Annotated in this window: 24 protein-coding genes, 1 other RNA gene and 1 pseudogene; 7 read left to right on the top strand and 19 right to left on the bottom strand. The window is 64.5% G+C overall.

Going from position 1 to position 25,025, the window contains the following annotated elements; all coding sequences use genetic code 11:
* Positions 1-343: 343 nt before the first annotated feature.
* The 3 genes from EA795_RS01190 to EA795_RS01180 all read right to left on the bottom strand — a co-directional run bounded on the left by EA795_RS01190 (position 344) and on the right by EA795_RS01180 (position 1,479).
* Positions 344-514, bottom strand: coding sequence for a DUF1328 domain-containing protein (locus EA795_RS01190; RefSeq protein ID WP_014854442.1), 171 nt, complete (start codon positions 512-514; stop codon positions 344-346).
* Positions 515-607: 93 nt separating this feature from the next.
* Positions 608-844: a hypothetical protein gene (locus tag EA795_RS01185; protein WP_014854443.1), complete on the bottom strand. Its 237-nt coding sequence runs from the start codon at positions 842-844 to the stop codon at positions 608-610.
* Between the two features lie 206 nt (positions 845-1,050).
* Positions 1,051-1,479: a PA2169 family four-helix-bundle protein gene (locus EA795_RS01180; protein ID WP_058073873.1), complete on the bottom strand. Its 429-nt coding sequence runs from the start codon at positions 1,477-1,479 to the stop codon at positions 1,051-1,053.
* Positions 1,480-1,734: 255 nt separating this feature from the next.
* On the opposite strand from EA795_RS01180, the gene algB reads away from it, so the two are divergent.
* Together algB and EA795_RS01170 are read left to right on the top strand one after the other, a co-directional pair.
* On the top strand, positions 1,735-3,081 hold the full coding sequence (gene algB, locus EA795_RS01175; protein WP_122075095.1) for a sigma-54-dependent response regulator transcription factor AlgB: 1,347 nt from the start codon (positions 1,735-1,737) through the stop codon (positions 3,079-3,081).
* Complete coding sequence (locus EA795_RS01170; RefSeq protein ID WP_122075093.1) at positions 3,078-4,865, top strand: KinB sensor domain-containing domain; 1,788 nt, start codon at positions 3,078-3,080, stop codon at positions 4,863-4,865. Before algB ends, EA795_RS01170 begins: the two co-directional genes overlap by 4 nt.
* 28 nt (positions 4,866-4,893) lie before the next feature.
* Here the strand turns inward: EA795_RS01170 and EA795_RS01165 are convergent, their stop codons facing one another.
* The 5 genes from EA795_RS01165 to EA795_RS01145 all read right to left on the bottom strand — a co-directional run bounded on the left by EA795_RS01165 (position 4,894) and on the right by EA795_RS01145 (position 9,939).
* Positions 4,894-5,670 carry an N-acetylmuramoyl-L-alanine amidase gene (locus tag EA795_RS01165; protein WP_122075284.1) on the bottom strand — a complete coding sequence of 259 codons (777 nt, stop codon included), beginning with the start codon at positions 5,668-5,670 and terminating at the stop codon, positions 4,894-4,896.
* 93 nt (positions 5,671-5,763) lie between these two features.
* Positions 5,764-7,614 carry a GGDEF domain-containing protein gene (locus EA795_RS01160; RefSeq protein WP_122075091.1) on the bottom strand — a complete coding sequence of 617 codons (1,851 nt, stop codon included), beginning with the start codon at positions 7,612-7,614 and terminating at the stop codon, positions 5,764-5,766.
* On the bottom strand, positions 7,611-8,480 hold the full coding sequence (locus EA795_RS01155; RefSeq protein WP_258189737.1) for an endonuclease/exonuclease/phosphatase family protein: 870 nt from the start codon (positions 8,478-8,480) through the stop codon (positions 7,611-7,613). Before EA795_RS01155 ends, EA795_RS01160 begins: the two co-directional genes overlap by 4 nt.
* A 9-nt stretch (positions 8,481-8,489) precedes the next feature.
* The gene (locus tag EA795_RS01150) at positions 8,490-9,119 is read right to left on the bottom strand and encodes a thiol:disulfide interchange protein DsbA/DsbL (protein ID WP_122075089.1); all 630 of its coding nucleotides are present in this window, start codon (positions 9,117-9,119) and stop codon (positions 8,490-8,492) included.
* A gap of 187 nt (positions 9,120-9,306) precedes the next feature.
* Positions 9,307-9,939 (bottom strand): c-type cytochrome, encoded by a 633-nt coding sequence (locus tag EA795_RS01145; protein WP_014854451.1) that lies wholly within the window; start codon positions 9,937-9,939, stop codon positions 9,307-9,309.
* 299 nt (positions 9,940-10,238) lie between these two features.
* Here EA795_RS01145 and yihA point away from each other — a divergent pair, with 299 nt between their 5' ends.
* Positions 10,239-10,877, top strand: coding sequence for a ribosome biogenesis GTP-binding protein YihA/YsxC (gene yihA / locus EA795_RS01140; protein ID WP_122075282.1), 639 nt, complete (start codon positions 10,239-10,241; stop codon positions 10,875-10,877).
* A gap of 146 nt (positions 10,878-11,023) precedes the next feature.
* On the opposite strand, the gene gcvP is transcribed toward yihA, so the two are convergent.
* The 10 genes and pseudogenes from gcvP to EA795_RS01090 all read right to left on the bottom strand — a co-directional run bounded on the left by gcvP (position 11,024) and on the right by EA795_RS01090 (position 23,365).
* Positions 11,024-13,900, bottom strand: a complete 2,877-nt coding sequence (gene gcvP, locus EA795_RS01135) for an aminomethyl-transferring glycine dehydrogenase (protein ID WP_122075087.1) — start codon at positions 13,898-13,900, stop codon at positions 11,024-11,026.
* Between the two features lie 57 nt (positions 13,901-13,957).
* Positions 13,958-14,347, bottom strand: a complete 390-nt coding sequence (gene gcvH / locus EA795_RS01130) for a glycine cleavage system protein GcvH (protein WP_014854454.1) — start codon at positions 14,345-14,347, stop codon at positions 13,958-13,960.
* 64 nt (positions 14,348-14,411) lie between these two features.
* Positions 14,412-15,494 carry a glycine cleavage system aminomethyltransferase GcvT gene (gene gcvT / locus EA795_RS01125; protein WP_058077949.1) on the bottom strand — a complete coding sequence of 361 codons (1,083 nt, stop codon included), beginning with the start codon at positions 15,492-15,494 and terminating at the stop codon, positions 14,412-14,414.
* Between the two features lie 179 nt (positions 15,495-15,673).
* Entirely contained in the window at positions 15,674-17,290 is a 1,617-nt protein-coding gene (locus EA795_RS01120; protein ID WP_122075085.1) for an ABC transporter permease, read from the bottom strand.
* Positions 17,291-17,428: 138 nt separating this feature from the next.
* A complete protein-coding gene (locus EA795_RS01115) occupies positions 17,429-18,430 on the bottom strand; it encodes an extracellular solute-binding protein (RefSeq protein WP_122075083.1) in 1,002 nt (333 codons plus the stop codon).
* A gap of 107 nt (positions 18,431-18,537) precedes the next feature.
* Entirely contained in the window at positions 18,538-19,758 is a 1,221-nt protein-coding gene (locus tag EA795_RS01110; RefSeq protein ID WP_122075081.1) for a 2-octaprenyl-3-methyl-6-methoxy-1,4-benzoquinol hydroxylase, read from the bottom strand.
* Positions 19,758-20,245 (bottom strand): annotated as a pseudogene (locus EA795_RS01105) (DUF4442 domain-containing protein). The gene EA795_RS01110 and the pseudogene EA795_RS01105 overlap by 1 nt, the downstream one beginning before the upstream one ends.
* A 36-nt stretch (positions 20,246-20,281) precedes the next feature.
* Complete coding sequence (gene ubiH, locus EA795_RS01100) at positions 20,282-21,460, bottom strand: 2-octaprenyl-6-methoxyphenyl hydroxylase (protein WP_122075079.1); 1,179 nt, start codon at positions 21,458-21,460, stop codon at positions 20,282-20,284.
* Between the two features lie 2 nt (positions 21,461-21,462).
* Positions 21,463-22,794: a Xaa-Pro aminopeptidase gene (pepP, locus tag EA795_RS01095; RefSeq protein WP_122075077.1), complete on the bottom strand. Its 1,332-nt coding sequence runs from the start codon at positions 22,792-22,794 to the stop codon at positions 21,463-21,465.
* 16 nt (positions 22,795-22,810) lie between these two features.
* On the bottom strand, positions 22,811-23,365 hold the full coding sequence (locus tag EA795_RS01090; protein WP_122075075.1) for a YecA/YgfB family protein: 555 nt from the start codon (positions 23,363-23,365) through the stop codon (positions 22,811-22,813).
* Between the two features lie 121 nt (positions 23,366-23,486).
* Between EA795_RS01090 and EA795_RS01085 the strand changes: the two genes are divergently transcribed.
* The 4 genes from EA795_RS01085 (at position 23,487) to EA795_RS01070 (ending at position 24,828) form a co-directional block, all read left to right on the top strand.
* Entirely contained in the window at positions 23,487-23,696 is a 210-nt protein-coding gene (locus EA795_RS01085; protein WP_014854463.1) for a TIGR02449 family protein, read from the top strand.
* Positions 23,693-24,007 (top strand): cell division protein ZapA, encoded by a 315-nt coding sequence (locus tag EA795_RS01080; RefSeq protein ID WP_014854464.1) that lies wholly within the window; start codon positions 23,693-23,695, stop codon positions 24,005-24,007. Before EA795_RS01085 ends, EA795_RS01080 begins: the two co-directional genes overlap by 4 nt.
* 33 nt (positions 24,008-24,040) lie before the next feature.
* Positions 24,041-24,219, top strand: a non-coding RNA gene (ssrS, locus tag EA795_RS01075) — 6S RNA.
* Between the two features lie 6 nt (positions 24,220-24,225).
* Positions 24,226-24,828 (top strand): 5-formyltetrahydrofolate cyclo-ligase, encoded by a 603-nt coding sequence (locus tag EA795_RS01070; protein WP_014854465.1) that lies wholly within the window; start codon positions 24,226-24,228, stop codon positions 24,826-24,828.
* 33 nt (positions 24,829-24,861) lie between these two features.
* Here the strand turns inward: EA795_RS01070 and EA795_RS21140 are convergent, their stop codons facing one another.
* Positions 24,862-25,008, bottom strand: coding sequence for a hypothetical protein (locus tag EA795_RS21140; RefSeq protein ID WP_170162201.1), 147 nt, complete (start codon positions 25,006-25,008; stop codon positions 24,862-24,864).
* Between the last annotated feature and the right edge of the window lie 17 nt (positions 25,009-25,025).

Genomic DNA, 25,025 nt, shown 5'->3' with positions numbered 1-25,025 from the left:
AGATGGAGGGTCGTATCGACACGACACGTACGAGCGCGTCGCAGGAGCGAATCGTTTCGTATCGATTGCAATCGGAGGGGGAGTAGGCCCACCTCCGATTGCAGTCATTACCGAACCTGGCCCATCACGGAGGCACTCCCTGTACCCCTAGGTCGCTCCATGAACAGAGCGTCCCGGCCCCCTGGCTCGCCTTCGAAAAACGATCCTTCGGCACTCGCTGACGGCAAGTGCCGCGGGTCGCTTATCGCCTTGGCGATAAGCGGATGAATTCTGGCATCCCGCCCGTGGTACATCCCTGAGTAACCTGTTGTTGCAGCCGCCCTTGCGGGCGGCGGTCACTGCGTCAAATACGCGGTCCACGTCCCCGGCCGAAGATCAGCGATGCCACGAACAGCACCAGGAAAACCACGAACAATATCTTGGCGATACCAGTCGCAGTGCCGGCAATTCCACCGAAGCCCAGTACCGCGGCGATGATGGCGATGATCAGGAATGTAATGGCCCAACTCAGCATGGTGTTACTCCTCTTCGGTTCAGAAAAAACTCAGCAGGTTCGCAGTGCGATTGGCCTGGCTGATTCTCTGCATCCCTGCTGACATCTCGCGACTCAGAAGACCCAACGCTGTTCTTCGTGCCGCGGGGTGTAATCGAGCACTTGCGACGCCTTGCCAGCCTGTGCGGTCCCTACTGGTTGAGCGTCGTACATCAGAATTCGTTCCACCGGTTCACGCTGCGTCTGGCTGAGCGGTTGCGTATCCGGTTGTTCGGCACCAGCGATCAGCACGACGACGGCTGCGGCCAGGAAACCTTTGCTGACCCACGAAAAGCTGTCTTGGCGATTCATTCCTCGACTCCCTCGATGCAGGGTGGACGGTACGTTCAATGCCCATACCGTTGCAGCCTCCGTGCCATCCTCGCCGCCATTATTTATTTCTTTAAAATCAATAGGTTAACAAACTCTATCGCTCATCCTCCCGGTTTAAATTGCACGACGACCCAAAACGACGCCGTGCATTTTGCATGGCTTGCAGCGACCCGCAGTTAGCATCCTCAGAGATCGCCGCGCAGCTTGCGCATCCGCTCTTGGCAGGCGCGCAGTTTCGGCAGTTCGATCGCCAGCAATGCCCGCACATCGGGCTCGGCGGCGCTCAGCGCATCTTCGAAGGCCTGGACGATGCGATCCTCCATCTGCTCCAGTTGCTCGACGTAGACCTTGTCGGGATCGCCGAGGCGGGCGCGGGTGTCGGTGTACAGCTCGCGCATGCTCCCCGCCAGCGTGCCGCCCTGGGCTGGCTGCTGGTGGTTGGCGGCAACCTTGACGGAGAGCGCCTGGATGATGTGCGTCTTGGCCTGCGCCAGATCGCGAAACAGGTGCTGCAACTCGGTGTCCTTCACCTCGGTCAGGGCATGCTGATAGAAATGCTGACCATCGCGGGTAATCTCGATCAGCTCGTTGAGTTGGTTCATGCTCTGGTTCATGGATCCTCCTGTGACTTTCTGAGGGGACACGGAGATTGTCTGGTTGCATCCCATACCTATCGACCGCAAGCTCGGTGCCTGCGATCCATCCGCCGAGGCGTATCGCGCGTCCGCTGCGCGAACCGTGCAACTTGCAAGACTTTTTGTAGACTAATGCAATCGCCGAATAGCGCTCCGGCTGGCTATTCACGCCTTTCGCCGCTCGATTTCATTTCAACCTGGCAGTTCGCCGATCGCCTGCCGACTGGAGCATTCATGGACCAAACGACCGACACCGGTGGCCGCATCCTTCTGGTGGATGACGAAGCAGCGATCCTGCGCACCTTCCGTTACTGCCTGGAAGATCGCGGCTACACCGTGTTGACAGCGGCCAGTGCGGCGCAGGCCGAAGCCATCCTGCAACGCCAGGTATTCGACCTGTGTTTCCTGGACCTGCGCCTGGGCGAGGACAACGGGCTGGACGTCCTGCAGCAGATGCGTGTGCTGGCGCCCTGGATGCGGGTGGTCATCGTCACCGCCCATTCGGCGGTGGATACCGCGGTGGACGCCATGCAGGCTGGCGCGGCGGATTACCTGGTCAAACCCTGCAGCCCCGAGCAACTGCGCCTGTCGGCCGCCAAACAGCTGGAAGTCCGGCAGATGGCCGCCCGCCTCGAGGCGCTCGAAGGCGAAGTGCAACAGCGCAACGACGCGATCGGCTCGCACAGCCCGGCGATGATGGGCGTGGTGGAAACCGCTCGGCAGGTCGCCGATACCGATGCCAACATCCTCATCCTCGGCGAATCCGGCACCGGCAAGGGCGAACTGGCGCGCGCCATTCACAACTGGAGCAGGCGCGCACGCAAGGCCTTCATCACCATCAACTGCCCGTCGCTGTCGGCCGACCTGATGGAGAGCGAGCTGTTCGGCCACAACCGCGGCGCCTTCACCGGTGCCACCGAAAGCACCCTTGGCCGCGTCAACCAGGCCGACGGCGGCACCCTGTTCCTCGACGAGATCGGCGACTTCCCGCTGGCGCTGCAACCCAAGCTGCTGCGCTTCATCCAGGACAAGGAATACGAGCGCGTGGGCGACCCGGTCACCCGCCGCGCCGATGTGCGCATCCTCGCGGCGACCAACCTCAACCTCGAGGAAATGGTGCGCGAGGGCAAGTTCCGCGAAGACCTGCTCTATCGCCTCAACGTCATCACCCTGAACCTGCCGCCCATGCGCGAGCGTCCCGAGGACGTGCTGGCCCTGGCCGAGCGCTTCCTGGCGTTCTTCGTGAAGAGCTACGGGCGCCCGGCACGCGGCTTCAGCGACGGAGCGATAGCCGCGCTCAGGGCCTATCGCTGGCCCGGCAACGTCCGCGAGCTGCGCAACGTGGTCGAGCGCGCCAGCATCATCTGTCCGCAGCCGATGATCGAAGTCAGCCATCTCGGTCTGGCCGACCAGGCGGCCAGCAATGCCCCGCGGATCGGCGAACCCCTGAGCCTGGAAGCCCTAGAAAAGGCTCACATCGCCGGTGTGCTGAGCACCAGCGAAACCCTCGAGCAGGCCGCCCGCATCCTCGGTATCGATGCCTCCACGCTTTACCGCAAGCGCAAGCAATACGGCCTATGAAATTCCAGATGAAGCTGAGAACCCGTCTTTTCCTGGGGTTCTCGGCGCTGATGACCGTCGCCCTGCTGGGGTTGTCGCTGGCCCTGGTCAGCGTCATGCAGATGGCAAAAAGCCAGGAAACCCTGATCAAGGACAATTTCGGCATCATCGAGGTCAACCAGCAACTGCGCCAGGCCCTGGGCAACCACCTGCTGATTCTCCTCAGGGAAAACCGCGACAGCGAGGCGCTGGCCCAGTCGCGCGAAGTGTTCCAGACCGCTCTCGCCAAAGGCATCGCCGGGTCCGCGAACGAAGCGGATCGGCAGGCTTTCCAGACCATCGGCAATGCCTACGCGGCATTCCTCAATGAACTGCAGATGCCGAACAACCTGCAGTGGACCCTGCTCGAAGACAACGCGCTGAGCCAGTCCTTCAATTACGTGCGCGAGCTGATGGTGGAGATGCAGCAGAGCGCCTACGACCAGATCCGGGATACCGAGATCCGCAGCCGCGAGCGCGCACAATTGCTGGCGGGCCTGCTCGGGCTGACCGGTATCGCGGTGCTGCTGATCGGCTTCATCACGGCACACAGCTTCGCACGCCGCTTCGGCGAACCCATCGAGCGGCTCGCCGGCGTTGCCGATCAGATCGGCCGCGGTGATTTCGACATTGCCCTGCCGCGCTCGCCGATCGCAGAGCTGTCTTCGCTGATCCACCGTTTCGGCCTGATGTCCCAGGCGCTGCATCGCTTCAAGCAGACCAACGTCGAGGCGCTGGTCAACGGGCAGCAACGGTTGCAGGCGCTGCTCGACAGCATCGACGACGGCCTGCTGATCGTCGACCGCCAGGGGCGGCTCGAGCACGCCAATCCGGTTGCCCAGCGCCAGCTGGCCTGGGAGACCGAACACCTGGGCTCGACTCTCGGCCAGGCGCTCGGCTATCCCGAGCTGGACGAAGCCGCGCGCCAGGTGCTCGACGACAGATCGCTGTCCGGCCCGCCCGAGGATCTGGTGATCGAAGCCGACGGCGAGCGGCGCCTGCTGGCCTGGCGCATGAGCCCCGTGAGCCACCACGACGGTCGCATCAGCGGCGCGGTGATGGTGCTGCACGACGTCACCGACCAGCGCACCTTCGAGCGCGTGCGCAACGAGTTCGTGCTGCGCGCCTCCCATGAACTGCGCACCCCGGTAACCGGCATGCAGATGGCCTTCAGCCTGCTGCGCGAGCGCACCCATTATCCGGAAAACAGCCGTGAAGCCGACCTGTTCAGCACGGTTCACGAGGAGATGCAGCGGCTGGTCACGCTGATCAACGACCTGCTCAATTTCTCGCGCTACCAGAGCGGCCAGCAGAAACTGGAACGCGTTCCCTGCGACATTCCCGAACTGCTCGAGCAGGCGCGCGAGCGCTTCCACGAGGAGGCGCAGGAGAGCGACATCGAACTGACGCTGGAGCTGCAATCGGCCTTGCCGACGCTGCTGCTCGATCGCCAGCAGATGGACCGGGTGCTGGACAACCTGCTCAGCAATGCCTTGCGCCATACGCAGCCAGGGGGCGAGATTCGCCTGCTCGCCCGCCACCATGGCGAACGGGTGATCATCAGCGTCGAGGACAACGGCGAGGGCATTCCCTACTCCCAGCAGGCGCGGATCTTCGAGCCCTTCGTGCAGATCGGCCGGCGGCGCGGCGGCGCCGGACTGGGGCTGGCGCTCTGCAAGGAAATCACCCAGCTGCATGGTGGTCGCATCGGCGTGCATTCGCGGATCGGCCACGGCACCATCTTCTACGTGGCCCTGCCGATCTGAGAAGCGACCCGCAGCTGCTGCCAGCCTTCTATCGAGCCTGATTCAAGGTTTGCAGCAGCGCCGCGGTCTGGGCATCGGGCTCGCCGTCGAAGCGCGTCGGACGGTACTTCATCTGAAACGCGGCGATCACGTTGCGTGTCTCCAGGTCCAGATGCCCATGCAGAGGCACCTTGTAGCCCTGCATGCGCAATTGGTCCTGGAACCAGGCGACATCGGGCAGCTCGATGGCGAACGACGCCTGCTGGCGTGCCACCTCGGCGGCATCCGGCCAGGGCAGCAGGCCGGCGTCGGCCAGCCGCTTCCAGGGAAACAGCGGCCCCGGATCGACCTTGCGCTGCGGCGCGATATCGCTATGGCCGACGATCGCCTCGGGCCCGAGCCCATGGCGCGCCATGATGTCCTTGAGCAGTTCGATCAGCGCATCGATCTGCTGCTCGGAATAGGGATACCAGAGCCGCCCCTGGGGACCCTCGACATAGCCAGGATTGACCAGTTCGATACCGATCGAGCTGGAGTTGAGCCAGGTGCGACCGCGCCATTCGCTCTCACCGGCATGCCAGGCACGCCGATCCTCGTCCACCAGGCGATAGATGGTCGGCGGCGACTCGCCGATCAGGTAGTGGCTGCTCACCTGGTCCTGCTCGAGGAGCTCCAGGGAACGCGCCAGATCCGCGGAGGTGTAGTGCAGGACGATGAATTGCGCGCGGCTGTCCTGGCCGAGCGAGGTATGGCTACTATCGATGCGGGGGCCGCCGGCACAACCGGCAAGCAGCGCCGCCACGGCGACGAGGACTACAGCTTTCATGAACACCTTTGACAGCTGGTAGGGCGCCGACCATCGAAACGGCGAACAGCCGATGGCCATGCCGTTCCGCTGGAAGCGCTTCAGGACGCGCGATTATAACCGCTCGGTCAGGCCGAGCTCGATACGATTGCGACCGGCGTCCTTGGCCGCATAGAGCGCGTGATCGGCACGCTCGAAGACCTGCTCCAGCGTTTCGCCCTCGGCGAACCGGCCCAGACCGCCCGAAAGCGTCACCGTGACGGGCTCGCCCTTGAAATGGAACGGGCACTGCTCGATGCCCTGGCGCAGCGTATCCAGCAACCGCAGGCCTTCCGGCAATGGCGTATGGGGCAGCAGCAATGCGAACTCCTCGCCGCCGAAGCGGGCGATGAAATCGGTCTTGCGCAGCCGTTTGCGCAACTCACCGGCGATGATCTTCAGCACCCGATCACCGGCGAGGTGGCCGAAGTCGTCGTTGATGCGCTTGAAATGATCGACATCCAGCACGGCCAGCAGCAGTTCGCCGCCGTAGCGCTGCCAGCGCGCCACTTCGACTTCCAGACGCTCGTCCCAGGCGGCGCGGTTCGGCAGCTCGGTCAGCGTATCGACCAGGGCCAGCTGGCGCTGCTCTTCGAGACGCTGACGCAAGCCACTGGCCGCCTGCTCGAGGCTCGTCACGCGCCCCACGAGCTGCTGCAGGCGCTCACCCAGCTGGCTTTCATGCTGGCTGTGTCGCTGCTGGTAGGCGTCGGCGGTCGCCAGCAGCCCATCCAGGCGCGTGCGCACCGCCTGTTTCAGGCTCGCCAGGTCATTGGCCTCGAGCACGCTGTGGCGCAGCCCACCGACATGCTGGCGCAGCTCGTCGTCGAGCACCCGGGCCGCTTCCTGGCTCTGCGCGACGCCCTCATGGGCGGCGGACAGATTGTCCTGCATCGTCGACAGGCGCTCATTGAGCGACTGCAGATAGTTCTCGAACTCGCGCTGGCTCTCGCTGGTGGCGGCACGCATCAGCACGGCCAGGTCATCGAGTACCGGGACCAGCTCGTACCAGTTGAGCCCCCGCTCGACCCTTTCACGAAGCGCAGCCGCCTGCGGCCCGTGCGATTCGGGCAGCTGCAGATCGTCGAGCAGGCCGAACAGGGTGGCCTGGACATGCTCGGCGATCGCGCTGTACGCCTGTTCGGACATCATCGGCAGCGCATAACGGTCTTCGTCGGGCGCCGCGTCTGCAGCCGGCTGCTCCTCGGCTTCCTGCGGCGCGGCCGGTTCGGGCTCATCGAACAGGGCCGCAGGCATCGGCAACTGGTCGAGCAGCAGCGACCAGTCGAAATCGTCTCGCCTCGTTGTGGCGCAAACGACCTGAGCCGTTTCGGTCCTTTCCGCATGCGGCTCCGCCACCTGCGGGACAGGCGCCTCGGCCACCTGTTCGGCCAGCGTTCGCTGACCATGGCCGAACAGGCGCTGCAACAGACCATCCGCACGTTTCTCGGACGAATCCTGAACGGCCAGCGTCTGCGCCTGCAGCCCGGCCAGCTCACCGAGCAACGCCGGCAGCTCGCTCGCCTGGGCGGCGCGCTTTTCAGCCTGCCTGGCATAACGCTTCAGTGATTTGCGCACCTCGTTGGGCGGCGTCAGGGCGAGCAGTTGTTCAACCAGGCGCTGCAGCGCGCCGATCAGTCGGGCGACACGCTCGTGGCGCTCACGCTCTCCATTCAGCACGGCGCTTTCCAGGCGCGGCACCAGGGCACTCAAGCCATCGTCGAGATCGCCCTCGCGCAGTACCGCACGCAGTTGCTGCATGCAGCGCTCGACCGCCGGATCGCCGCCCTCGACGGCGAAACTGCTGCGCACCAGGCTGCGGCGCAACAGGTCCAGGCGTGCCTCCCAGCGCTCCTCGAGCTGCTCCTGCCGTTCCAGCGCCTGCAGGTACTTTTCCTTCCAGCGCTGGGCTTCCGTCTGGCTCATGGCGTCCCGCCGGTGACTACCGGCATCGCATCGCCGTGCAGCGCGTCGGGCAGACGGATCTCGACGGCCACCGGCAGGTGATCGGAAATCGCCGCCTGCGACAGCACATCGACCCGCTCCAGCGCCAGGCTGGGGCTCAGCAGAATGTGATCGAGGCAGCGCTGCGGCCGCCAGCTGGGGAAGGTCGCCTCGATCTGCGGCGCCAGCAGGCCGAGGTCGCGCAGCGGCGAGTTTTCCAGCAGGTCGCTGGCATGGGTATTCATATCGCCCATCAGCACCTGATGACGGTAGCCGCCGATCAGCTCGCGAATGTAGGCCAGTTGTCGACTGCGTGTACCGCCGCCCAGCGCCAGGTGCATCATCACTACCACCAGCGCATCTTCTCCCTCGCCGAAGCGCATCAGTATGGCGCCGCGCCCGGATGGCCCCGGTAGCGGATGATCTTCCAGCGCCTGAGGTTCGAGCCGGCTTAGCACACCGTTGCTGTGCTGGGCGAACCGGCCCAGGTTGCGGTTGAGCTGCTGATACCAGTAGGGGAAGGCGCCGAGCTGGGCCAGATGCTCGACCTGATTGACGTAGCCGGAGCGCATGCTGCCGCCATCGGCTTCCTGCAGGGCGACCAGATCGTAACCGTCGAGCAGCTTGCCGATGCGCTGGAGGTTGCCGGCGCGCCCCGCATGCGGCAGCAGATGTTGCCAGCTACGGGTCAGGTAGTGATGGTAACGCTCGGTGCTGATGCCCACCTGGATGTTGAAGCTGAGCAGACGCAGGCGGCCATCGGCCGGCAATCCGCTCGACGTCAGGCAATGGGCGTTGACCTGCGCCTGGCAAGGGCCTGCCAGGCGCGGCGAACTCCAGCGGCGCAGCATGGCCGCTTACCGGGCAGCGCGTTCTTTTTCGATGAGGAAGTCGGCGACTTCCAGCGCACGCTGCGGACCACCGGCCGAGCCGATGTCGAAACGGTACTTGCCATTGACGACCATCACCGGCACGCCGGTGATCTGGTAGGCCATGCCGAGCTTCTTGGCCTGTTCGGCACGGCTCTTCACGCCGAAGGAGTTGAAGGCCTTGAGGAACGCCTCGCGATCGACGCCGTTGCTGGCGACCAGATCAGCCATCTTCTCCGGCGTTTCCAACTTATTGCCCTGATTGTGATAGGCGTTGAACACGGCATCATGCACCGATTGCTCGACGTTCATCGATTCCAGAGTCAGGAACAGCTGTCCGTGCAGGTTCCAGGCACCGCCGAACATGGCAGGAATGCGCTTGAAATCCACGTCGTCAGGCAACTGCTCGACCCATGGGTTGATGATCGGTTCGAACTGGTAGCAATGCGGGCAGCCGTACCAGAACAGCTCCACCACCTCGATCTTGCTCGGATCAGCCACCGGCACCGGCGCCTTCAATTCGACGTATTCCTTGCCGGCCTGGAACTCTGCCGCCTGGACCGACAGGCCGAACAGGCTGGCGGTAACGATGATGGCACTGAGCATGAATTTACGCATGGTGACTCCCTTGACTATGAACGACTGACCAACAGCGGCACAGGCTGCAGCAAATCCGCCTCGCTCGCCAGCGCTTTGCGCCGCCTTTTCAATATCTTGACGTCCATTGTAGCCGCGCCGGGCGCAAAAAAAGGGCGTTCAGCTTCAAGCTTGAACGCCCTTCTTCACAGACGGGTCGAAACCGCTGTCAGTGCAGGCCCTGGATATAGCTGGCCAGCGCTTCGATGTCCTTGTTGCTGAGCTTGGAAGCGATGGTCCGCATGATCGCCACCTCTCCGTCGTTGGTGCGATTGCCCTCACGGAAATCGGTCAGCTGCTTGGCGGTATAGGTCGCATGCTGGCCACCCAGGTGGGGGAACGCAGCAAGCTCGATGCCTACGCCGTTCGGCGCATGGCAACCGGTGCAGGCCGGCATGCCCAGTTCCAGCTTGCCGCCGCGGTAGAGACTTTCACCCAGTTCGACCAGGGCCGGATCGGCCATGCCGATCGTGACCTTCTGGCTGGAGAAGTAGGCGGCGATATCTTCCAGGTCCTGGTCGCTGTAGGGGTCGAGCATGCCGGTCATTTCCAGCACCTTGCGACCTACGCCTTCGGGAGCACCGGGCGTGCTGCCGGCCTTGATGTCCTTCATCTGCTTGAGCAAATAGGCCTCGCCCTGTCCGGCAAGTTTGGGGAAGTTCGGTGCCGGGCTGTTGCCATCGGCGCCGTGGCAGGCTCCACAAACTGCAACTTTGCTCTGACCGGCTTCGGCGTCTCCAGCCGCGTGGGCCATACCGGTGATGCCAAGGGTCAACAGCAGACTCACGAGTACTTTGTTCATCAGCTCATCCAACTACGGCTAAGGGTTTAAAGGGAAACTTGTTCGGCCGCCGGCAGCTCGGGCTACGGCGCGCTCGTTATGCTTGCATGGCAGTATCGGCTGGAAAGACGGCAGTCCCTCCCGAAAGAGCTGAAACACTGGAGTCAGGACGCTCATTTCAGACCAAAGCGCACACAAAATCTGCGGCATTATATACTGGCGACCGTGAAACGGAAATGAACCATTGCCGCATCGCGCCCCGTGTGACGTTTCGTCGCTATGACAAGATGCTGCAGCCCCAGCGCCCCACCGGAACCATCATGCTCCCGAAAAACCCGATTCTCGGCCTCTGCCAGCAAGCCACCTTCATGATCAGCGCGGCCAAGGTCGACCAGTGTCCGGCTGACGAGGGCCTGGAAGTCGCCTTCGCCGGCCGTTCCAACGCGGGCAAGTCCAGTGCGCTGAATACCCTGACCCACGCCAACCTGGCGCGTACGTCGAAGACCCCCGGCCGCACCCAGTTGCTGAACTTCTTCCGCCTGGATGACGAGCATCGCCTGGTCGACCTGCCCGGCTATGGCTATGCGAAGGTGCCGATCCCACTGAAACAGCACTGGCAACGTCACCTGGAAGCCTACCTCGGCAGCCGGGAAAGCCTGGCAGGTGTATTCCTGATGATGGACATCCGCCATCCGCTGACCGAGTTCGACCGGATGATGCTCGACTGGTCCAGCGCCAGCCAGATGCCGCTGCACATCCTGCTGACCAAGTCCGACAAGCTTGCCTTCGGCGCGGCGAAGAATGCCCTGCTGGCGATCCAGCGCGATATCCGCAAGGGCTGGGGCGACGGTATCAGCGTGCAGCTGTTTTCCGCGCCCAAACGCCAGGGCGTGGAGGAGGCGCAGCTCAAGCTCGCCGAGCTGCTGGGCATGCTGGACGAAGAACAAGCCGAAAGCTGAAAGCGAAAACAAAGTGCGGGCTGCCGCGTGAAAGCGATCGCGTAGGGCCGAATTCATTCGGCCGCGAACTCGCCCAAGGCCGAACGAGTTCGGCCCTACGAGTCAGATCGTAGGGTGGCGGTCCACCCCACGAGGTCAAGCCTGCCTCACTCCCGATACGCCTCCACCGGCACGCAGGCGCAGAACAGGTTGCGATCACCGTAGACGTTGTCGACCCGGTTCACCGCCGGCCAGTACTTGTGCGCCAGCGCATGGGCGCTCGGCGTCACGGCCTCGGCGATGCCGTAGGGGCGATCCCAGGCAGCGATCACGTCGGCCAGGGTATGCGGCGCGCGCACCAGCGGGTTGTTCCCCGCCGGCCATTCGCCGCGTTCGACCCGGGCGATCTCGGCGCGAATGCTCAGCATGGCCTCGACGAAACGATCCAGTTCAGCCTTGGACTCGCTCTCGGTGGGCTCGACCATCAGCGTGCCCGGCACCGGGAAGGACATGGTCGGCGCGTGGAAGCCATAGTCCATCAGGCGCTTGGCAACGTCCTCCTCGCTGATCCCGGTCTGTGCCTTGAGCGGGCGCAGGTCGATGATGCATTCGTGGGCCACGCGCCCGTTGCGCCCGCTGTAGAGCACCGGGAAGGCTTCGCCGAGGCGCTTGGCCAGGTAGTTGGCGCTGAGGATCGCGACTTCCGTGGCCTCACGCAGTTGCGGGCCCATCATCGCGATGTACATCCAGCTGATCGGCAGGATGCTCGCACTGCCCCAGGGCGCGGCACTGATCGCGCCGTTGCGCGGATCCGGACCCTGTAGCTCCACCACCGGATGGTTGGCGACGAAGGGCGCCAGGTGCGCCTTGACCCCGATCGGCCCCATGCCTGGGCCACCGCCGCCATGAGGGATGCAGAAGGTCTTGTGCAGGTTCATGTGCGAGACGTCGGCACCGATGTCCGCCGGCCGCGCCAGGCCGACCTGGGCATTGAGGTTGGCACCGTCCATGTAGACCTGGCCGCCCTGGGCGTGGATCGCTGCGCAGATTTCGCGAACGCCCTCTTCGTACACGCCGTGGGTGGAGGGATAGGTGATCATCAGGCACGACAGCCGGTCGCCAGCTTCGGCGGCCTTGCGCTTGAGGTCTTCCAGGTCGACGTTGCCGGCCTTGTCGCAATCGACGATGACCACCCGCATGCTGACCATCTGCGCCGAGGCCGGATTGGTGCCATGGGCGGACGAGGGAATCAGGCAGATATCGCGCTGCCCCTCGCCGCGGCTTTCGTGAAACTTGCGGATGGCGACCAGACCGGCGTACTCGCCCTGTGCACCGGAGTTGGGCTGCATCGAGATCGCATCGAAACCGGTGATCGCGCAGAGCCAGGCTTCCAGTTCCTCGATCATCAGCCGGTAGCCCTGAGCCTGCTCGCGCGGGGCGAAGGGATGCAGGTTGGCGAACTCTGGCCAGGTGATGGGGATCATCTCGCTGGTGGCGTTGAGCTTCATGGTGCAGGAGCCGAGTGGAATCATCGCCTGGTTCAGCGCCAGGTCCTTGTTTTCCAGCTGCTTGAGGTAGCGCAGCATTTCGGTTTCGCTGTGGTGGCTGTTGAATACCGGATGGCTCAGATAGCCGCTGCTGCGTTGCAGCTGGGGCGGAATGCCGCTGTCGATCTCGCCGGCATCCAGCGCGTTGACGTCCACCTTGTGATCGGCGCCGAGGAAGATCGCCAGCAATTGTTCGACGGTCGTCTCATCGCTGGTCTCGTCTAGGCTGACGCCGAGCTTGCCGCGCCCCAGGATGCGCAGGTTGATCCGCGCCGCCCGGGCACTTTCCAGAATCGCCGCCTGCGCGCCGCCGACTTCGAGAGTGAGGGTGTCGAAAAAGTGCGTGTTGAGCCGCTCGATGCCGCCCTGCTCCAGCGCGCTGGCGAGGATCGCCGTCAGGCGATGGGTGCGCTGGGCGATGCGCCTGAGCCCCTCGGGACCGTGATAGACCGCGTAGCAGCTGGCGATATTGGCCAGCAGCACCTGTGCGGTGCAGATGTTGGAGTTGGCCTTCTCGCGGCGGATGTGCTGCTCGCGGGTCTGCAACGCCATGCGCAGTGCGACATTGCCACGGGCATCCTTGGAAACGCCGATGATGCGGCCGGGCATGGCGCGCTTGAACTCGTCGCGGGTGGCGAAATAGGCCGCGTGCGGGCCGCCATAGCCCATGGGCACGCCGAAGCGCTGGCTCGAGCCGAGCACCACGTCGGCACCGAGCTGGCCGGGCGGGGTCAGCAGCAGCAGGCTGAGCAGATCCGCCGCGACGCAGGCCAGCGCCTGGCCGGCGTGCAGCTGTTCGATGGCCGGACGCAGATCGCGAATCTCGCCATGGGTGTCCGGATACTGCAGCAGCGCACCGAACACATCCTGCCCGGCGAGATCGTCCAGCGTACCGACCACGAGCTCGAAGCCGAACGCCTCGGCCCGGGTCTGCATCACCGAGAGCGTCTGCGGGTGGCAATTCTCGTCGACGAAGAAGCGATTGCTCTTGTTCTTCGCCATGCGCCGGGCCAGTGTCATGGCCTCGGCCGCAGCGGTGGCTTCGTCCAGCAGCGAGGCGTTGGCCAGGTCGAGCCCGGTGAGGTCGATGGTCAGTTGCTGGAAGTTCAGCAGCGCTTCCAGGCGGCCCTGGGATATCTCCGGCTGATAGGGGGTGTAGGCGGTGTACCAGCCCGGGTTCTCCAGCAGATTGCGCAGGATGACCGGCGGGGTGATGGTGCCGTAGTAGCCCATGCCGATCAGGCTGGTCCACAGCTGGTTCTGCTCGGCGTAGCTGCGCAGGCGGGCCAGCGCGCCCTGCTCGTCCAGAGCCGGCGGCAGCGCCAGCTCTTCCTGCAGGCGGATCGCCGGAGGCACTGTCTGTTCGATCAGCTGTTCGCGGCTGGTCAGGCCGAGCGTCTCGAGCATGGCCTTCTGTTCGGACTCGTCCGGCCCGAGGTGACGACGCAGGAAGGCATCGGGTTGCTGGAGCTGGGAAAGGGATGGCATCTGGGGCATGGCATTCGATTCTCGATAAAAAAAGCCCCGGCTATGCGGGGCTTTTCGAATGAACGATCAGGCTTCGGCGTCGCAGACAGCCTTGTAGGCGTCGGCACTGAGCAGCTTGTCCAGCTCCGCCGGGTCGCTCGGCTGCAGACGGAAGAACCAGCTGCCGTAAGGCTCGTTGTTGACCAGCTCGGGGGTGTCCGCGAGCTGCTCGTTGACGGCGATGACCTCGCCGGACACTGGCGCGTAGATATCCGATGCAGCCTTGACCGACTCCACCACGCCAGCTTGCTGACCGGCCTGCAACTGCTGACCGACTTCCGGCAATTCGACATAGACCACGTCACCCAGCGCCTGCTGGGCATGATCGGAAATCCCCACACTGACGCTACCATCGGCCTCCAGGCGGGCCCATTCGTGGCTGGAGGCGTAACGCAGATCGCTGGGTAGGTCGCTCATTCATCTGTCCTCATGGCTATCGGTGCAGGTCGCGCGAAGCTGTCACGCGAAGCAGTCGGGGAATTTATACCAGTACTTTGCCGTGGCGCACGAATGTCGGTTGCACGACACGCACGGGATACCACTTGTTGCGGATTTCCACCTCGGCGCGCTCCCCGGTATTGGCGGGAACACGCGCCAGGGCGATGGACTTCCCTAGCGTAGGCGAAAAACTGCCGCTGGTGATCTCACCTTCGCCGATACCGTTGACCCGTACCACCTGATGGGCCCGCAGCACACCGCGCTCCTCGAGGACCAGGCCGACCAGCTTGGGCTGCTCGCTCCTCTCGCGCTGCTCTTCCAGCGCACCGCGTCCAACGAAGGCACGCTCGGCGGGCTCCCAGGCGATGGTCCAGCCCATGTTCGCCGCCAGCGGCGAGACCTCTTCGTTCATGTCCTGGCCGTACAGGTTGAGCCCGGCCTCCAGCCGCAGGGTGTCGCGCGCGCCGAGACCGATGGGGGAAATGCCTGCGCCCACCAGTTCGCTGAAGAAGTCCGGGGCCTGCTCGGCCGGCAGGATGATTTCCAACCCATCCTCGCCGGTGTAACCGGTGCGCCCGATGAACCAGTCGCCAGCCGCCAGGCCCTGAAAGGGTTTCAGCTCCTGAATGAGTGCAGCGCGGGGCTGGGTAACGAGATCCATCATCCGGGTCCGCGCCTGCGGTCCCTGGATGGCGAGCATCGCCAGGTCCGCGCGCTCGTCGATCCGCACCTCGAACCCCGACGCCTGCGCCCGCATCCAGGCAAGATCCTTGTCCCGGGTGCTGGCATTGACCACCAGGCGGTAACCCTCATCGGTCACGTAGACGATCAAATCGTCGATCACGCCCCCCTGCTCGTTCAGCATCGCGCTATAGAGCGCCTTGCCCACCTGCGCCAGGCGCGCCACATCGTTGGCCAGCAGACGCTGCAGATAGGCCTTGGCCTGGGCACCGGCCACATCGACGACGGTCATGTGCGAAACATCGAAGACGCCGCAATCGCGCCTTACCTGATGGTGTTCTTCTACCTGCGAGCCATAGTGCAGCGGCATGTCCCAGCCGCCGAAATCAACCATTTTTGCACCAAGCGCGAGATGCTGGTCATAGAGGGGGGTGCGCTGACCCATGGGTTTCTCCTTCCGGGCAGGTCGCCGAAGCGGCAGAGGTGAAGCCTATAAAAGTCGACTCCAGCGGGAACATGCGACTTTTGAATGGCGCGCATTGTAGCTCCAAGGGTGAATCCGGTCACGGCGCGGTGCGCGAAAGGAGACAAGCTGCGCTCGCCTCCGACTCTCGTGCGGGTCGCCTATCCGACCCGCTTCGCCGAGCGGCGGATCAGCAGGATGACCGGCAGCAGGCCGACCAGCACCAGGCTCAGCGCCGGTAACGCGGCGCGCGCCCACTCGCCCTCGCTGGTCATCTCGAAGATGCGCACCGCCAGGGTGTCCCAACCGAAAGGCCGCATCAGCAGCGTGGCGGGCATCTCCTTGAGCACATCGACGAACACCAGCAACGCCGCGCTCAGGGTGCCAGGCAGCAGCAGCGGCAGATAGACCCGAAAGAACAGCCGCGGCCCGCCCACACCGAGGCTGCGCGAAGCCTGCGGCAGCGAGGGCCGGATGCGCGCCAGACTGCTTTCCAGCGGGCCGAACGCCACCGCCATGAAGCGAATCAGGTAGGCCAGCAACAGGGCGCCGATACTGCCGAGCAGGATGGGTTTGCCCGCCCCGCCCAGCCAGCCGGACAGCGGGATGACCAGCTCCCTATCGAGATAACTGAACGCCAGCATGATCGACACCGCCAGCACGGAGCCGGGCAGCGCGTAACCCAGGTTGGCCAGCGCCACCGCGCCACGGATCGAGCGCACCGGCGCCTGGCGCCGGGCGAACGCCAGCAGCAGCGCCACGGCGACGGTGATCAGCGCCGCCATCCCGCCCAGATAGAGCGTGTGCAGGATCAGGCCGAGATAGCGCTCGTCGAGGTCGAAGCGACCACGCTGCCAGAGCCAGATCAGCAATTGCAGCACCGGAATGACGAAGGCGCAGAGAAATACCAGCAGGCACCAGCCGCTGGCCGCCAGGGCCTTGAGGCCGCGCAGGTGGTACAGCGCGGCCGAGCGCGCACGATCATTGGCTGGCCGGGCGATGCCACGGGCGCGGCGCTCGCCGTACAGCACCAGCGCCACGGCCAGCAGCAGCAGACTCGCCAGCTGGGTGGCGCTGGTCAGGCTGAAGAAGCCGTACCAGGTCTTGTAGATGGCCGTGGTGAAGGTATCGAAGTTGAACACCGAAACCGCACCGAAGTCCGCCAGGGTCTCCATCATCGCCAATGCCAGCCCCGCACCGATGGCAGGGCGCGCCATGGGCAGCGCCACGCTCCAGAACGCCTGCCAGGGCGACTGGCCGAGCACCCGTGCCGCCTCCATCAGGCCCTTGCCCTGGGCGATGAATGCCGAGCGCGCCAGCAGATAGACGTAGGGGTAGAACACCAGCACCAGCACCAGAATCACGCCGCCGGTGGAACGCACCGGCGGAAAGCGTACGCTGCTGCCGAACCACTCGCGCGCCAGCGTCTGCACCGGCCCGGCGAAATCCAGCAGACCGATGAAGACGAACGCCAGCACGTAGGCCGGAATCGCGAAGGGCAGCATGAGTGCCCAATCCAGCCAGCGTCGTCCGGGAAATTCACAGAGCGAGGTCAGCCAGGCCAGGCTGACGCCGAGCAGCGTCACACCGACCCCCACCCCCAGCAACAACACCACCGTGTTGCCCAGCAGGCGGGCCATCTGAGTTTCCCAGAGATGCGCCCATATCCCCGAATCGATCTCGTACCAGCTGAACAGCAGCACGCTGAGCGGCAGCAGCACCAGGGCGGCCACGGAAAACGTCACGGGGTACCAGCGGTACTGGGTGGGGTGGGACACGCAAGCCTCGAACCTGAAAAAACAACGCCCCCGGATAAGCGGGGGCGTGGAGTATAACCGCAGCGGGAAGCCAACCTGGAGCGGATGAGCCCGTTACCGCTTCAGGCTTTCCGCTGGCGGCTTCCCGTCACGACTGGCTTAACGCCAGCCCACCCGATCCATCATCTTGATGGCCTCGGCCTGGCGCTCGCCGGCCACTTCCACCGGAATGGTATCGGCCTTGAAATCGCCCCAGGCAGCCACTTCCGCAGAAGGCTTCACGCTCGGATTGGCGGGGAATTCCATGTTGGAGTCGGCGAAGATGCTCTGGGCTTCGCTGCCGGTCATCCACTCGACGAGCTTCTTCGCCGCTTCGGGATGCGGTGCATGCTTGGTCAGACCGATACCCGACAGGTTCACGTGTACGCCGCGATCCTGCTGGTTAGGCCAGAACAGCTTGGCCTTGAGCTCCGGATTCTGGCTGTGCAGGCGGCCGTAGTAGTAGCTGTTGACGATGCCCACGTCGCACAGACCGGCGTCGACGGCCTGGATCACCGAGTTGTCGTCCGCGAAGACGTCGGTGGCGAGGTTGTTCACCCAGCCCTTGAGAATCTGCTCGGTCTTCTCGGCGCCATGGGTTTCGATCATGGTCGCGGTCAACGACTGGTTGTAGACCTTCTTGCTGGTCCGCAGGCAGAGACGCCCTTCCCACTGCTCGTCCGCCAGGGCTTCGTAAGTCGACAGCTCATCCGGCTGCACCCGCTCGGTGGAGTAGACGATGGTTCGCGCGCGCAGGGACAGGCCGGTCCAGGCATCGTTGGAAGAACGGTACTGGGCAGGAATGTTTTCCTCGATGACCGGCGAAGTCATCGGCTGCAGGATGCCCATCTGCTCGGCCTGCCAGAGGTTGCCGCCATCGACGGTCAGCAGCAGGTCGGCCGGCGTGTTCGCGCCCTCGGCCTTGATGCGCGCCATCAACGGTGCTTCCTTGTCGGTGATGAACTTCACCGCGACACCGGTTTTCTCGGTGTAGGCGTCGAAGACAGGCTTGATCAGCTCGTCGATTCGCGAGGAGTAGACCACCACTTCATCAGCAGCCTGTACGGCGCTCGACAGCGCGGTAAGCGCCAGAGCAGCGAGTAAACCTTTGCTTGCCTGCATGGATCAGCCTCTAGAAATGGTAAAGAGGCCAAATAGTAGTGAATGTCATTTACTTTCTCAATGCGACATAAAAGCCTGTTACCTTTTCCTCCGACCGCGCCCGGTAACTAGGCTTTCGCCAGCTCAGGCAGGTCACCGCTGAGGCCCAGCGCCTGGCGCACGAACAGCGCCTTGGCTTCTGGCAGCGCCTGCACGCCCTTCAGGCCGGCATTGCGCAGCCAGCGCACCAACGGCGGATCGGCCTGGAACAGCCGCTCGAAACCTTCCATCGCGGCCATCATCGCCAGGTTGTGCGGCATGCGGCGCCGCTCGTAGCGTCCGAGTACCCGCAGCGACCCCGGCTGCTCGCCACGTGCCTGCGCCGCCTGGATGACCTCCGCCAGCGTCGCGGCATCCAGCAGGCCGAGGTTGACCCCCTGCCCCGCGAGGGGATGGATGGTGTGCGCGGCATCGCCGATCAATGCCAGACCCGGCTGCACGTAGCGCTTGGCATGCCGCTGGCGCAACGGGATGCACAGCCGCGGGTCGACCTCCAGCACCTCGCCCAGGCGATATTCGAAGGCACGCCCCAGTGCTGCGCGAAAGGCCTCGTCATCCAGCGCCATCAACCGTGAAGCCTCATCCTCGGGCACCGACCAGACGATCGAGCACCAGTGCTCGTCGCCCTCGCGCTGCAGCGGCAGGAAGGCCAGCGGTCCGTCGTCGGTGAAACGCTGCCAGGCCGTGCGCCGGTTCGGTTCGGCGCAGCGCACGCTGGTCACGATGGCGTGATGCAGGTAGTCCCACTCACGAGTCTCGCAGCCGCTCAGGCGGCGCACCGTCGAATTGGCGCCATCCGCCGCAACCAGCAATGGCGTCACGAGACGCTGACCATCGGCCAGCACCAGCTCCCACCCCTCGTCCAGCGGGTCCAGCCGCTCGAGCCGGGCGCCCGCGATCATTTCGACCGAGCCGCTCGCCTGCAAGCTGTCGAGCAGGGCATCCTGCACCACCCGGTTCTCGACGATATGGCCAAGCACCTCGGCATGCACCGAGGCGGCGGTAAAGTGGATGTGGCCGGTGCCGGAACCGTCCCAGACCTGCATCTCGCCGTAAGGGCTGGCACGTCGCCCAGCGATACCCGACCAGGCGCCCACGCGCTCGAGAATGCGCTGGCTGGCGGCGGACAATGCGCTGACTCGCGGCTCGAACGCATCCTCGGCGGCGAAGGGCTGCGCCTGCAAGGGACCTGCGTCGATCAGCACGATCTTCAGGCCGGCGTCCTGCAAGGCCAGCGCCAGCGTACTGCCGACCATCCCGGCGCCCACGATGATGAGATCCGCTTGCATCACTTCGCTCCTGCCTGCCGCATCCGCGGCTTGAGTCGTACATAGAGGGTTTTCTGCACCCGCGCGACCAGCGTGCCCTGCTCGTCCCGAACTTCGACATGCAGGCGCGGCAGATACTTGTCGCCACCGGCGGTGTGCTGGCGTATCTCGTCGAGCAGCTGCTCGGTGATCGTGAAATCAGCGTAGACCCTGCCCTTGCCGGGGCTGACGAATTCGATATTGGCCGCCTTGTCCCAGACCACGTAGTCGTCACCCAGGTTCTGCAGCAACATCAGCATGAAGAAGGCTCGGTCATGGAATACAGCGACCCACCGAACTGTGTGCCCACGTAGTTGCGGTTGTACCAGCGCAAGCCCATCCGGACCTGCGCCTGGCGGAAATCGTCGCTGATGTGCCGCACCCGTATGCCGGCGCCCAGGTACGGCGGGTAGAAATTCATCAGCCAGCGCAGCAGGCGTGCCTTGCGCGCCAATTTCAGTTCGAACATGCAAGTCGACCCAGAACGAGCCTGCGCGGCGTCACTCTACGGGGCACGTACGCCAAGCCCCATGGCCTGCCGCGCGAACCAGTTCTTGACGGGTGGCAGCAGATCCAGGCCCATCAGCCCGGCATTGCGCCCGGCCACGATCATGGGGCCGGAGTCGCCGAACAGCCGGGTCAATTGATCGGAAAAGCCCACCGTCAGCCGTTGATCCAACCACTGGCGCTGGTGATAACCCTGCAGGGTCGCCAGATCGCCCAGCGTCGCATCGCTGCGTAGCAGCGCTTCGGCCAGCGCCTCGGCATCACGCAGCGACAGGTTGTAGCCCTGGCCGGCAATCGGATGCAGGCTGTGCGCCGCATTGCCGAGCACCACCAGCCCGTTGCGAACCTGTTCCTGCGCCTCGACCAGCATCAGCGGGTAGAGATGCCGTGCGCCCACCTGCTGAAAGGCGCCCAATCGATAGCCGAACGCCTGCTGCAGTTCGGCGAGGAAATCCGCTTCGTTCAGCGCAGCCAGGCGCGCCGCGTCGGCCTCCGGCCGCGACCAGACCAGCGCACAGCGGTTGTCGCGCACCGGCAGCAGGGCCATGGGCCCCTCATCGGTGAAACGCTCGAAGGCCTGGCCCGCATGGGGCTTGCCGGGCGTGACGTTAGCGATCAGCGCCGTCTGGCCGTAGGGCCTACGGCTGATATCGATGCCCAGCTGTTCACGCAGCCCCGAACGGCCACCATCGGCCAAGATCGCCAGGCTGCAATCAATCCGCTCGCCATCGGTCAGCGTCAGCCGATAACCGCCGGCCTGCGCCTGCAGCGCCTCGACTTCCGCTGGGCAGCGCCGCATCACCACCTCGTCGTCCAGCGCCTGCCACAGGCAATGACCGATCCAGGCGTTCTCCACCACGTAGCCGAGGGCCGGCACGCCGTGGGTTTCGGCATCGAGCCGTGTCGCGCCGATCCGGCCGCGGTCGGACACGTGAATATGCTGGATGGGCTCGGCGCGCTCGGCGATCCGCTCCCAGACGCCCAGCCGCTGATAGATCAGCCGCGTGCCATAGGACAGCGCCGTGGAGCGGGCATCGTAGCTGGGCTGGTATTCGTTGCCGGGCTCGAAGGGCTCGATCAGCTGGATCCGCCAGCCGCGCTGCTGCGCACCCTGTTGCAACGCCAGAGCGAGGCTCGCGCCGACCAGACCACCGCCGATGATCGCCAGCTCGCTCATGATCAGGCGACCTCGCGCGCGCCAGCCATCAGCGCCTCTATCTCGGCGACCGCCTTGGGGACGCCGCTGGTGAGAATCTCACAACCGGTCTTGGTCACCACCACGTCGTCCTCGATGCGCACGCCGATGCCGCGCCATTTCCTGGCCACGTCCTGGTTGTCGGCGGCGATGTAGATACCCGGCTCGACGGTCATCGCCATGCCCGGCTCGAGCACGCGCCATTGGCCGCCGATCTTGTAGTCGCCCACATCGTGCACATCCAGGCCCAGCCAATGACCGGCACGGTGCATGTAGAAGGCCTTGTGGGCCTCGGCAGCGATCAGCGCCTCGACATCGCCTTCGAGCAGCCCCAGTTCGACCAGGCCGGCGGTGATCACCCGCACCGTGGCCTCATGGGCCTCGTTCCAGTGTTTGCCTGGCGCGATGTGCTTGAAGGCTTCCTCGTTCGCCGCCAGCACCAGCTCGTAGATGGCCTTCTGCTCGGGCGAGAACTTGCCGTTGACCGGGAAGGTGCGAGTGATGTCGCTGGCGTAGCAGTCGATCTCGCAGCCGGCGTCGATCAGCACCAGGTCACCGTCCTCGAGCGCCGCGTCGTTCTCGCGGTAGTGCAGGATGCAGGCGTTCTTGCCCGCCGCGACGATCGAGCCGTAGGCCGGCATCTTCGCCCCGCCCTTGCGGAATTCGTAATCCAGTTCGGCTTCCAGGTGATACTCGTGGAGCCCGGCGCGGCTCGCGCGCATCGCATTGACATGGGCGCGCGCGGAAATTTCGGCAGCGTGGCGCATCACCTTCACTTCATTGGCGGATTTGTACAGCCGCATGTCGTGCAACAGGTGATCGAGCGCGACGAACTCGCTGGGCGGCTGCGCACCCTGGCGAGCCTTGGAGCGGATCATCTTGATCCACTCCATCAACTGATGATCGAAGGTCTCGTTGGTGCCGATGGCGTAGTAGACGCGCTCGCGGCCCTCGATCAGCCCCGGCAGGATGTCGTCGATATCACCGATGGGAAAGGCATCGTCGGCGCCGTAATGCGCAATCGCACCGTCCTGGCCGGCACGCAGACCGTCCCACAGCTCGCGTTCGGGGTCGCGCTCACGGCAGAACAGCACGTACTCGCCGTGCTCGCGACCGGGAATCAGGGCAATCACGGCCTCGGGCTCCGGAAAGCCGGAGAGGTACTGGAAATCGCTGTCCTGGCGGTAGACATGCTCGACATCGCGGTTGCGGATGTACATCGGCGCGGCCGGCAGGATGGCGATGCTGTTGGGCTCCATGCGCGCCATCAGGGTCTGGCGGCGACGGGCGTATTCCGACTTGGGGATGCGGGTCATGGGCAGCCTGGATTCCTCAGTGCAGGGAGGGTTTCGGCGCCGGCGGCACCGGTTTGGCGCATTCGGTGAACAATAGCAGCGGCGCGACGCGCAGGTATTCCATCACCTCCATGTAATCGCTTTCGCCGTCCTCGGACTCTTCCAGGGAATCCTGGACCTGGGCGATGGCGGCCAGATCCTGCAGCACTTCCACCGCTTCGCTGCTGAGCGCCCGGTCGCCGGCCGTCAGCCCGAAACCGGTCAGGAAACTCTGGCACCACTGACCCAACGCCAGCGCTCGCTCGCTGAGTGGCGCATCGTCGCTGGGCAGCAGCAGGACGATGGCGATGTCGTCGCCGGACAGTTCGCCCTTGACCATCTCCTGCAGACCGATCAGCGCCTGCCGGGTACTGTCCTGCGGAGGCTCGCCGAGCAGCTCGGCGGCATCGACCAGCCAGGGCTCGACATCGAAGCCGGCGCCGGCGCAGCTGCGGCCGAGCAGCAGGCCATGCAGCTCGGCGGGGGAAACGGACTGGGCGCTTCCGGCCAATAATGTGGCGAAGGCGGCATATGCGGAATTCTGAATGGGCATGGCAACTAGGCGCACGGGGGCGCAATGACTAGAATGAAGGCCTCGTATCCTAGCACCGGCGGGTAAGCCAAGACCATCGAAGCCAGGTGGCTGGCCCCCTTGCCACACTTTCAGGGGTCATATGGACGACGCCGATCTGCAACTGCTGACCCATAAACTGGAGCAGCTCATACAGCGCATCGAACAGCTCAAGGCCCAGAACGGCCTGCTGCTCGCCAACGAGCAGGCATGGCGCGAAGAGCGCGCTCATCTGATCGAAAAGAACGAATTGGCCCGGGTGAAGGTCGAAGCGATGATTTCGCGCCTGAAAGCCCTGGAGCAGGACTCATGACCCAGCCGAACACCGTTACCGTCCACATCATGGACAAGGAATACTGCATTTCCTGTCCGCCCGAGGAGCGCAGCAATCTGGAAGGCGCCGCCCGCTATCTGGACAGCAAGATGCGCGAGATCCGCAGCAGCGGCAAAGTCATCGGCGCCGACCGGGTGGCCGTGATGGCCGCACTGAACATTACCCATGAACTGTTGCACAAGCATGACCGCCTGGATGCCGAGGCCAACAGCGCGCGCGAACACGTACGCATGCTGCTCGAGCGGGTCGACAGCGCCCTGGCCGTCGATCCAAAGCCGGCAGGCAACTGATGAACGGCTCGCGGTTTGGGGTATACTCCGTCCAACTCCCTGGCATGTACGCCAGTCGGCGATGACCCTCTCCCGATACGCAACATCCTGGAGGCTACAAGTAGTACCGGTGTGCATGTCCGCCTGACGGAAAGCCTGAAGGTGCTCTGTAGTCGCCACCTTGAACTCTCGGGTTCAAGGGCCTACGCTGGCAGCGGCATGCTGGGGAGTTTTTCTAGATGATCGCAGCCGAAGGCCTCTCGCGCCCGGCACTTAGGCGACAGTTGCGGCAGATGCGTCGCGGTCTGTCTGCCAGCCAACAACGTCTTGCCGCACAGAAACTTCGTCGCCAACTGGCGCACCATCCGCTGTTTCGACGCGCGCGGCACATTGCTTTCTACCTGCCCAACGACGGCGAGATCGATCCTCGTCCGCTGCTGCGTGCCGCGCAGAAGATGGGCAAGGCGACCTACCTGCCACTGCTCAAGAGCTGGCCCCGTACACGCATGGTGTTCCAGCGGATCGAGCCCGGCGAGCGCCTGCGCCCGAACCGCTTCGGCATCGACGAACCGAGAGTTTCTCCGGCGCGACAGCGGCCCGTCTGGGCGCTGGACCTGATATTGATGCCCTTGGTGGGCTTCGACGAACACGGCGGGCGGCTGGGAATGGGCGGAGGTTTCTACGATCGCTCGCTGGCGTATCGCTCCATGCGCAAAAAAAGTCACAAACCGACGCTTTTGGGCCTGGCGCATGAATGTCAGAAGGTGGATCGCCTGACACTGGCGAGCTGGGACGTGACGTTGCATGCCACGGTAACGGAAGAGAACTGGTACGCGGGGTGAGGCTTCGCGGCCGCATCCATGCGGCCTGTGCTGTCAGCCTTCAGACAGCTGGGAGTGACTGACTGGCATACTGGAAGCGGAATCGTTCGACTCCCACATTCCCTGCGTATAGCCCGTGGTCACCACGCCCAGGCTGAATATCAGCACTAGAATCCAAAGAATATCCGGCTTGCGTTTCATGTGTCCGCCTCCCCCTG

The organism is Stutzerimonas nitrititolerans (genome assembly GCF_003696285.1).
Taxonomy (GTDB): domain Bacteria; phylum Pseudomonadota; class Gammaproteobacteria; order Pseudomonadales; family Pseudomonadaceae; genus Stutzerimonas; species Stutzerimonas nitrititolerans.
Note: the sequence above shows the minus strand (reverse complement) of the source record. Positions and strands in the feature narration are given on the sequence as shown.

What these genes read in the sequence shown, in the direction of transcription:
- EA795_RS01190 (WP_014854442.1), bottom strand. Translation starts at nt 514, where the DNA reads ATGCTGAGTTGGGCCATTACATTCCTGATCATCGCCATCATCGCCGCG.
- EA795_RS01185 (WP_014854443.1), bottom strand. Translation starts at nt 844, where the DNA reads ATGAATCGCCAAGACAGCTTTTCGTGGGTCAGCAAAGGTTTCCTGGCC.
- EA795_RS01180 (WP_058073873.1), bottom strand. Translation starts at nt 1,479, where the DNA reads ATGAACCAGAGCATGAACCAACTCAACGAGCTGATCGAGATTACCCGC.
- algB (WP_122075095.1), top strand. Translation starts at nt 1,735, where the DNA reads ATGGACCAAACGACCGACACCGGTGGCCGCATCCTTCTGGTGGATGAC.
- EA795_RS01170 (WP_122075093.1), top strand. Translation starts at nt 3,078, where the DNA reads ATGAAATTCCAGATGAAGCTGAGAACCCGTCTTTTCCTGGGGTTCTCG.
- EA795_RS01165 (WP_122075284.1), bottom strand. Translation starts at nt 5,670, where the DNA reads ATGAAAGCTGTAGTCCTCGTCGCCGTGGCGGCGCTGCTTGCCGGTTGT.
- EA795_RS01160 (WP_122075091.1), bottom strand. Translation starts at nt 7,614, where the DNA reads ATGAGCCAGACGGAAGCCCAGCGCTGGAAGGAAAAGTACCTGCAGGCG.
- EA795_RS01150 (WP_122075089.1), bottom strand. Translation starts at nt 9,119, where the DNA reads ATGCGTAAATTCATGCTCAGTGCCATCATCGTTACCGCCAGCCTGTTC.
- EA795_RS01145 (WP_014854451.1), bottom strand. Translation starts at nt 9,939, where the DNA reads ATGAACAAAGTACTCGTGAGTCTGCTGTTGACCCTTGGCATCACCGGT.
- yihA (WP_122075282.1), top strand. Translation starts at nt 10,239, where the DNA reads ATGCTCCCGAAAAACCCGATTCTCGGCCTCTGCCAGCAAGCCACCTTC.
- gcvP (WP_122075087.1), bottom strand. Translation starts at nt 13,900, where the DNA reads ATGCCCCAGATGCCATCCCTTTCCCAGCTCCAGCAACCCGATGCCTTC.
- gcvH (WP_014854454.1), bottom strand. Translation starts at nt 14,347, where the DNA reads ATGAGCGACCTACCCAGCGATCTGCGTTACGCCTCCAGCCACGAATGG.
- gcvT (WP_058077949.1), bottom strand. Translation starts at nt 15,494, where the DNA reads ATGGGTCAGCGCACCCCCCTCTATGACCAGCATCTCGCGCTTGGTGCA.
- EA795_RS01115 (WP_122075083.1), bottom strand. Translation starts at nt 18,430, where the DNA reads ATGCAGGCAAGCAAAGGTTTACTCGCTGCTCTGGCGCTTACCGCGCTG.
- EA795_RS01110 (WP_122075081.1), bottom strand. Translation starts at nt 19,758, where the DNA reads ATGCAAGCGGATCTCATCATCGTGGGCGCCGGGATGGTCGGCAGTACG.
- ubiH (WP_122075079.1), bottom strand. Translation starts at nt 21,460, where the DNA reads ATGAGCGAGCTGGCGATCATCGGCGGTGGTCTGGTCGGCGCGAGCCTC.
- pepP (WP_122075077.1), bottom strand. Translation starts at nt 22,794, where the DNA reads ATGACCCGCATCCCCAAGTCGGAATACGCCCGTCGCCGCCAGACCCTG.
- EA795_RS01090 (WP_122075075.1), bottom strand. Translation starts at nt 23,365, where the DNA reads ATGCCCATTCAGAATTCCGCATATGCCGCCTTCGCCACATTATTGGCC.
- EA795_RS01085 (WP_014854463.1), top strand. Translation starts at nt 23,487, where the DNA reads ATGGACGACGCCGATCTGCAACTGCTGACCCATAAACTGGAGCAGCTC.
- EA795_RS01080 (WP_014854464.1), top strand. Translation starts at nt 23,693, where the DNA reads ATGACCCAGCCGAACACCGTTACCGTCCACATCATGGACAAGGAATAC.
- EA795_RS01070 (WP_014854465.1), top strand. Translation starts at nt 24,226, where the DNA reads ATGATCGCAGCCGAAGGCCTCTCGCGCCCGGCACTTAGGCGACAGTTG.
- EA795_RS21140 (WP_170162201.1), bottom strand. Translation starts at nt 25,008, where the DNA reads ATGAAACGCAAGCCGGATATTCTTTGGATTCTAGTGCTGATATTCAGC.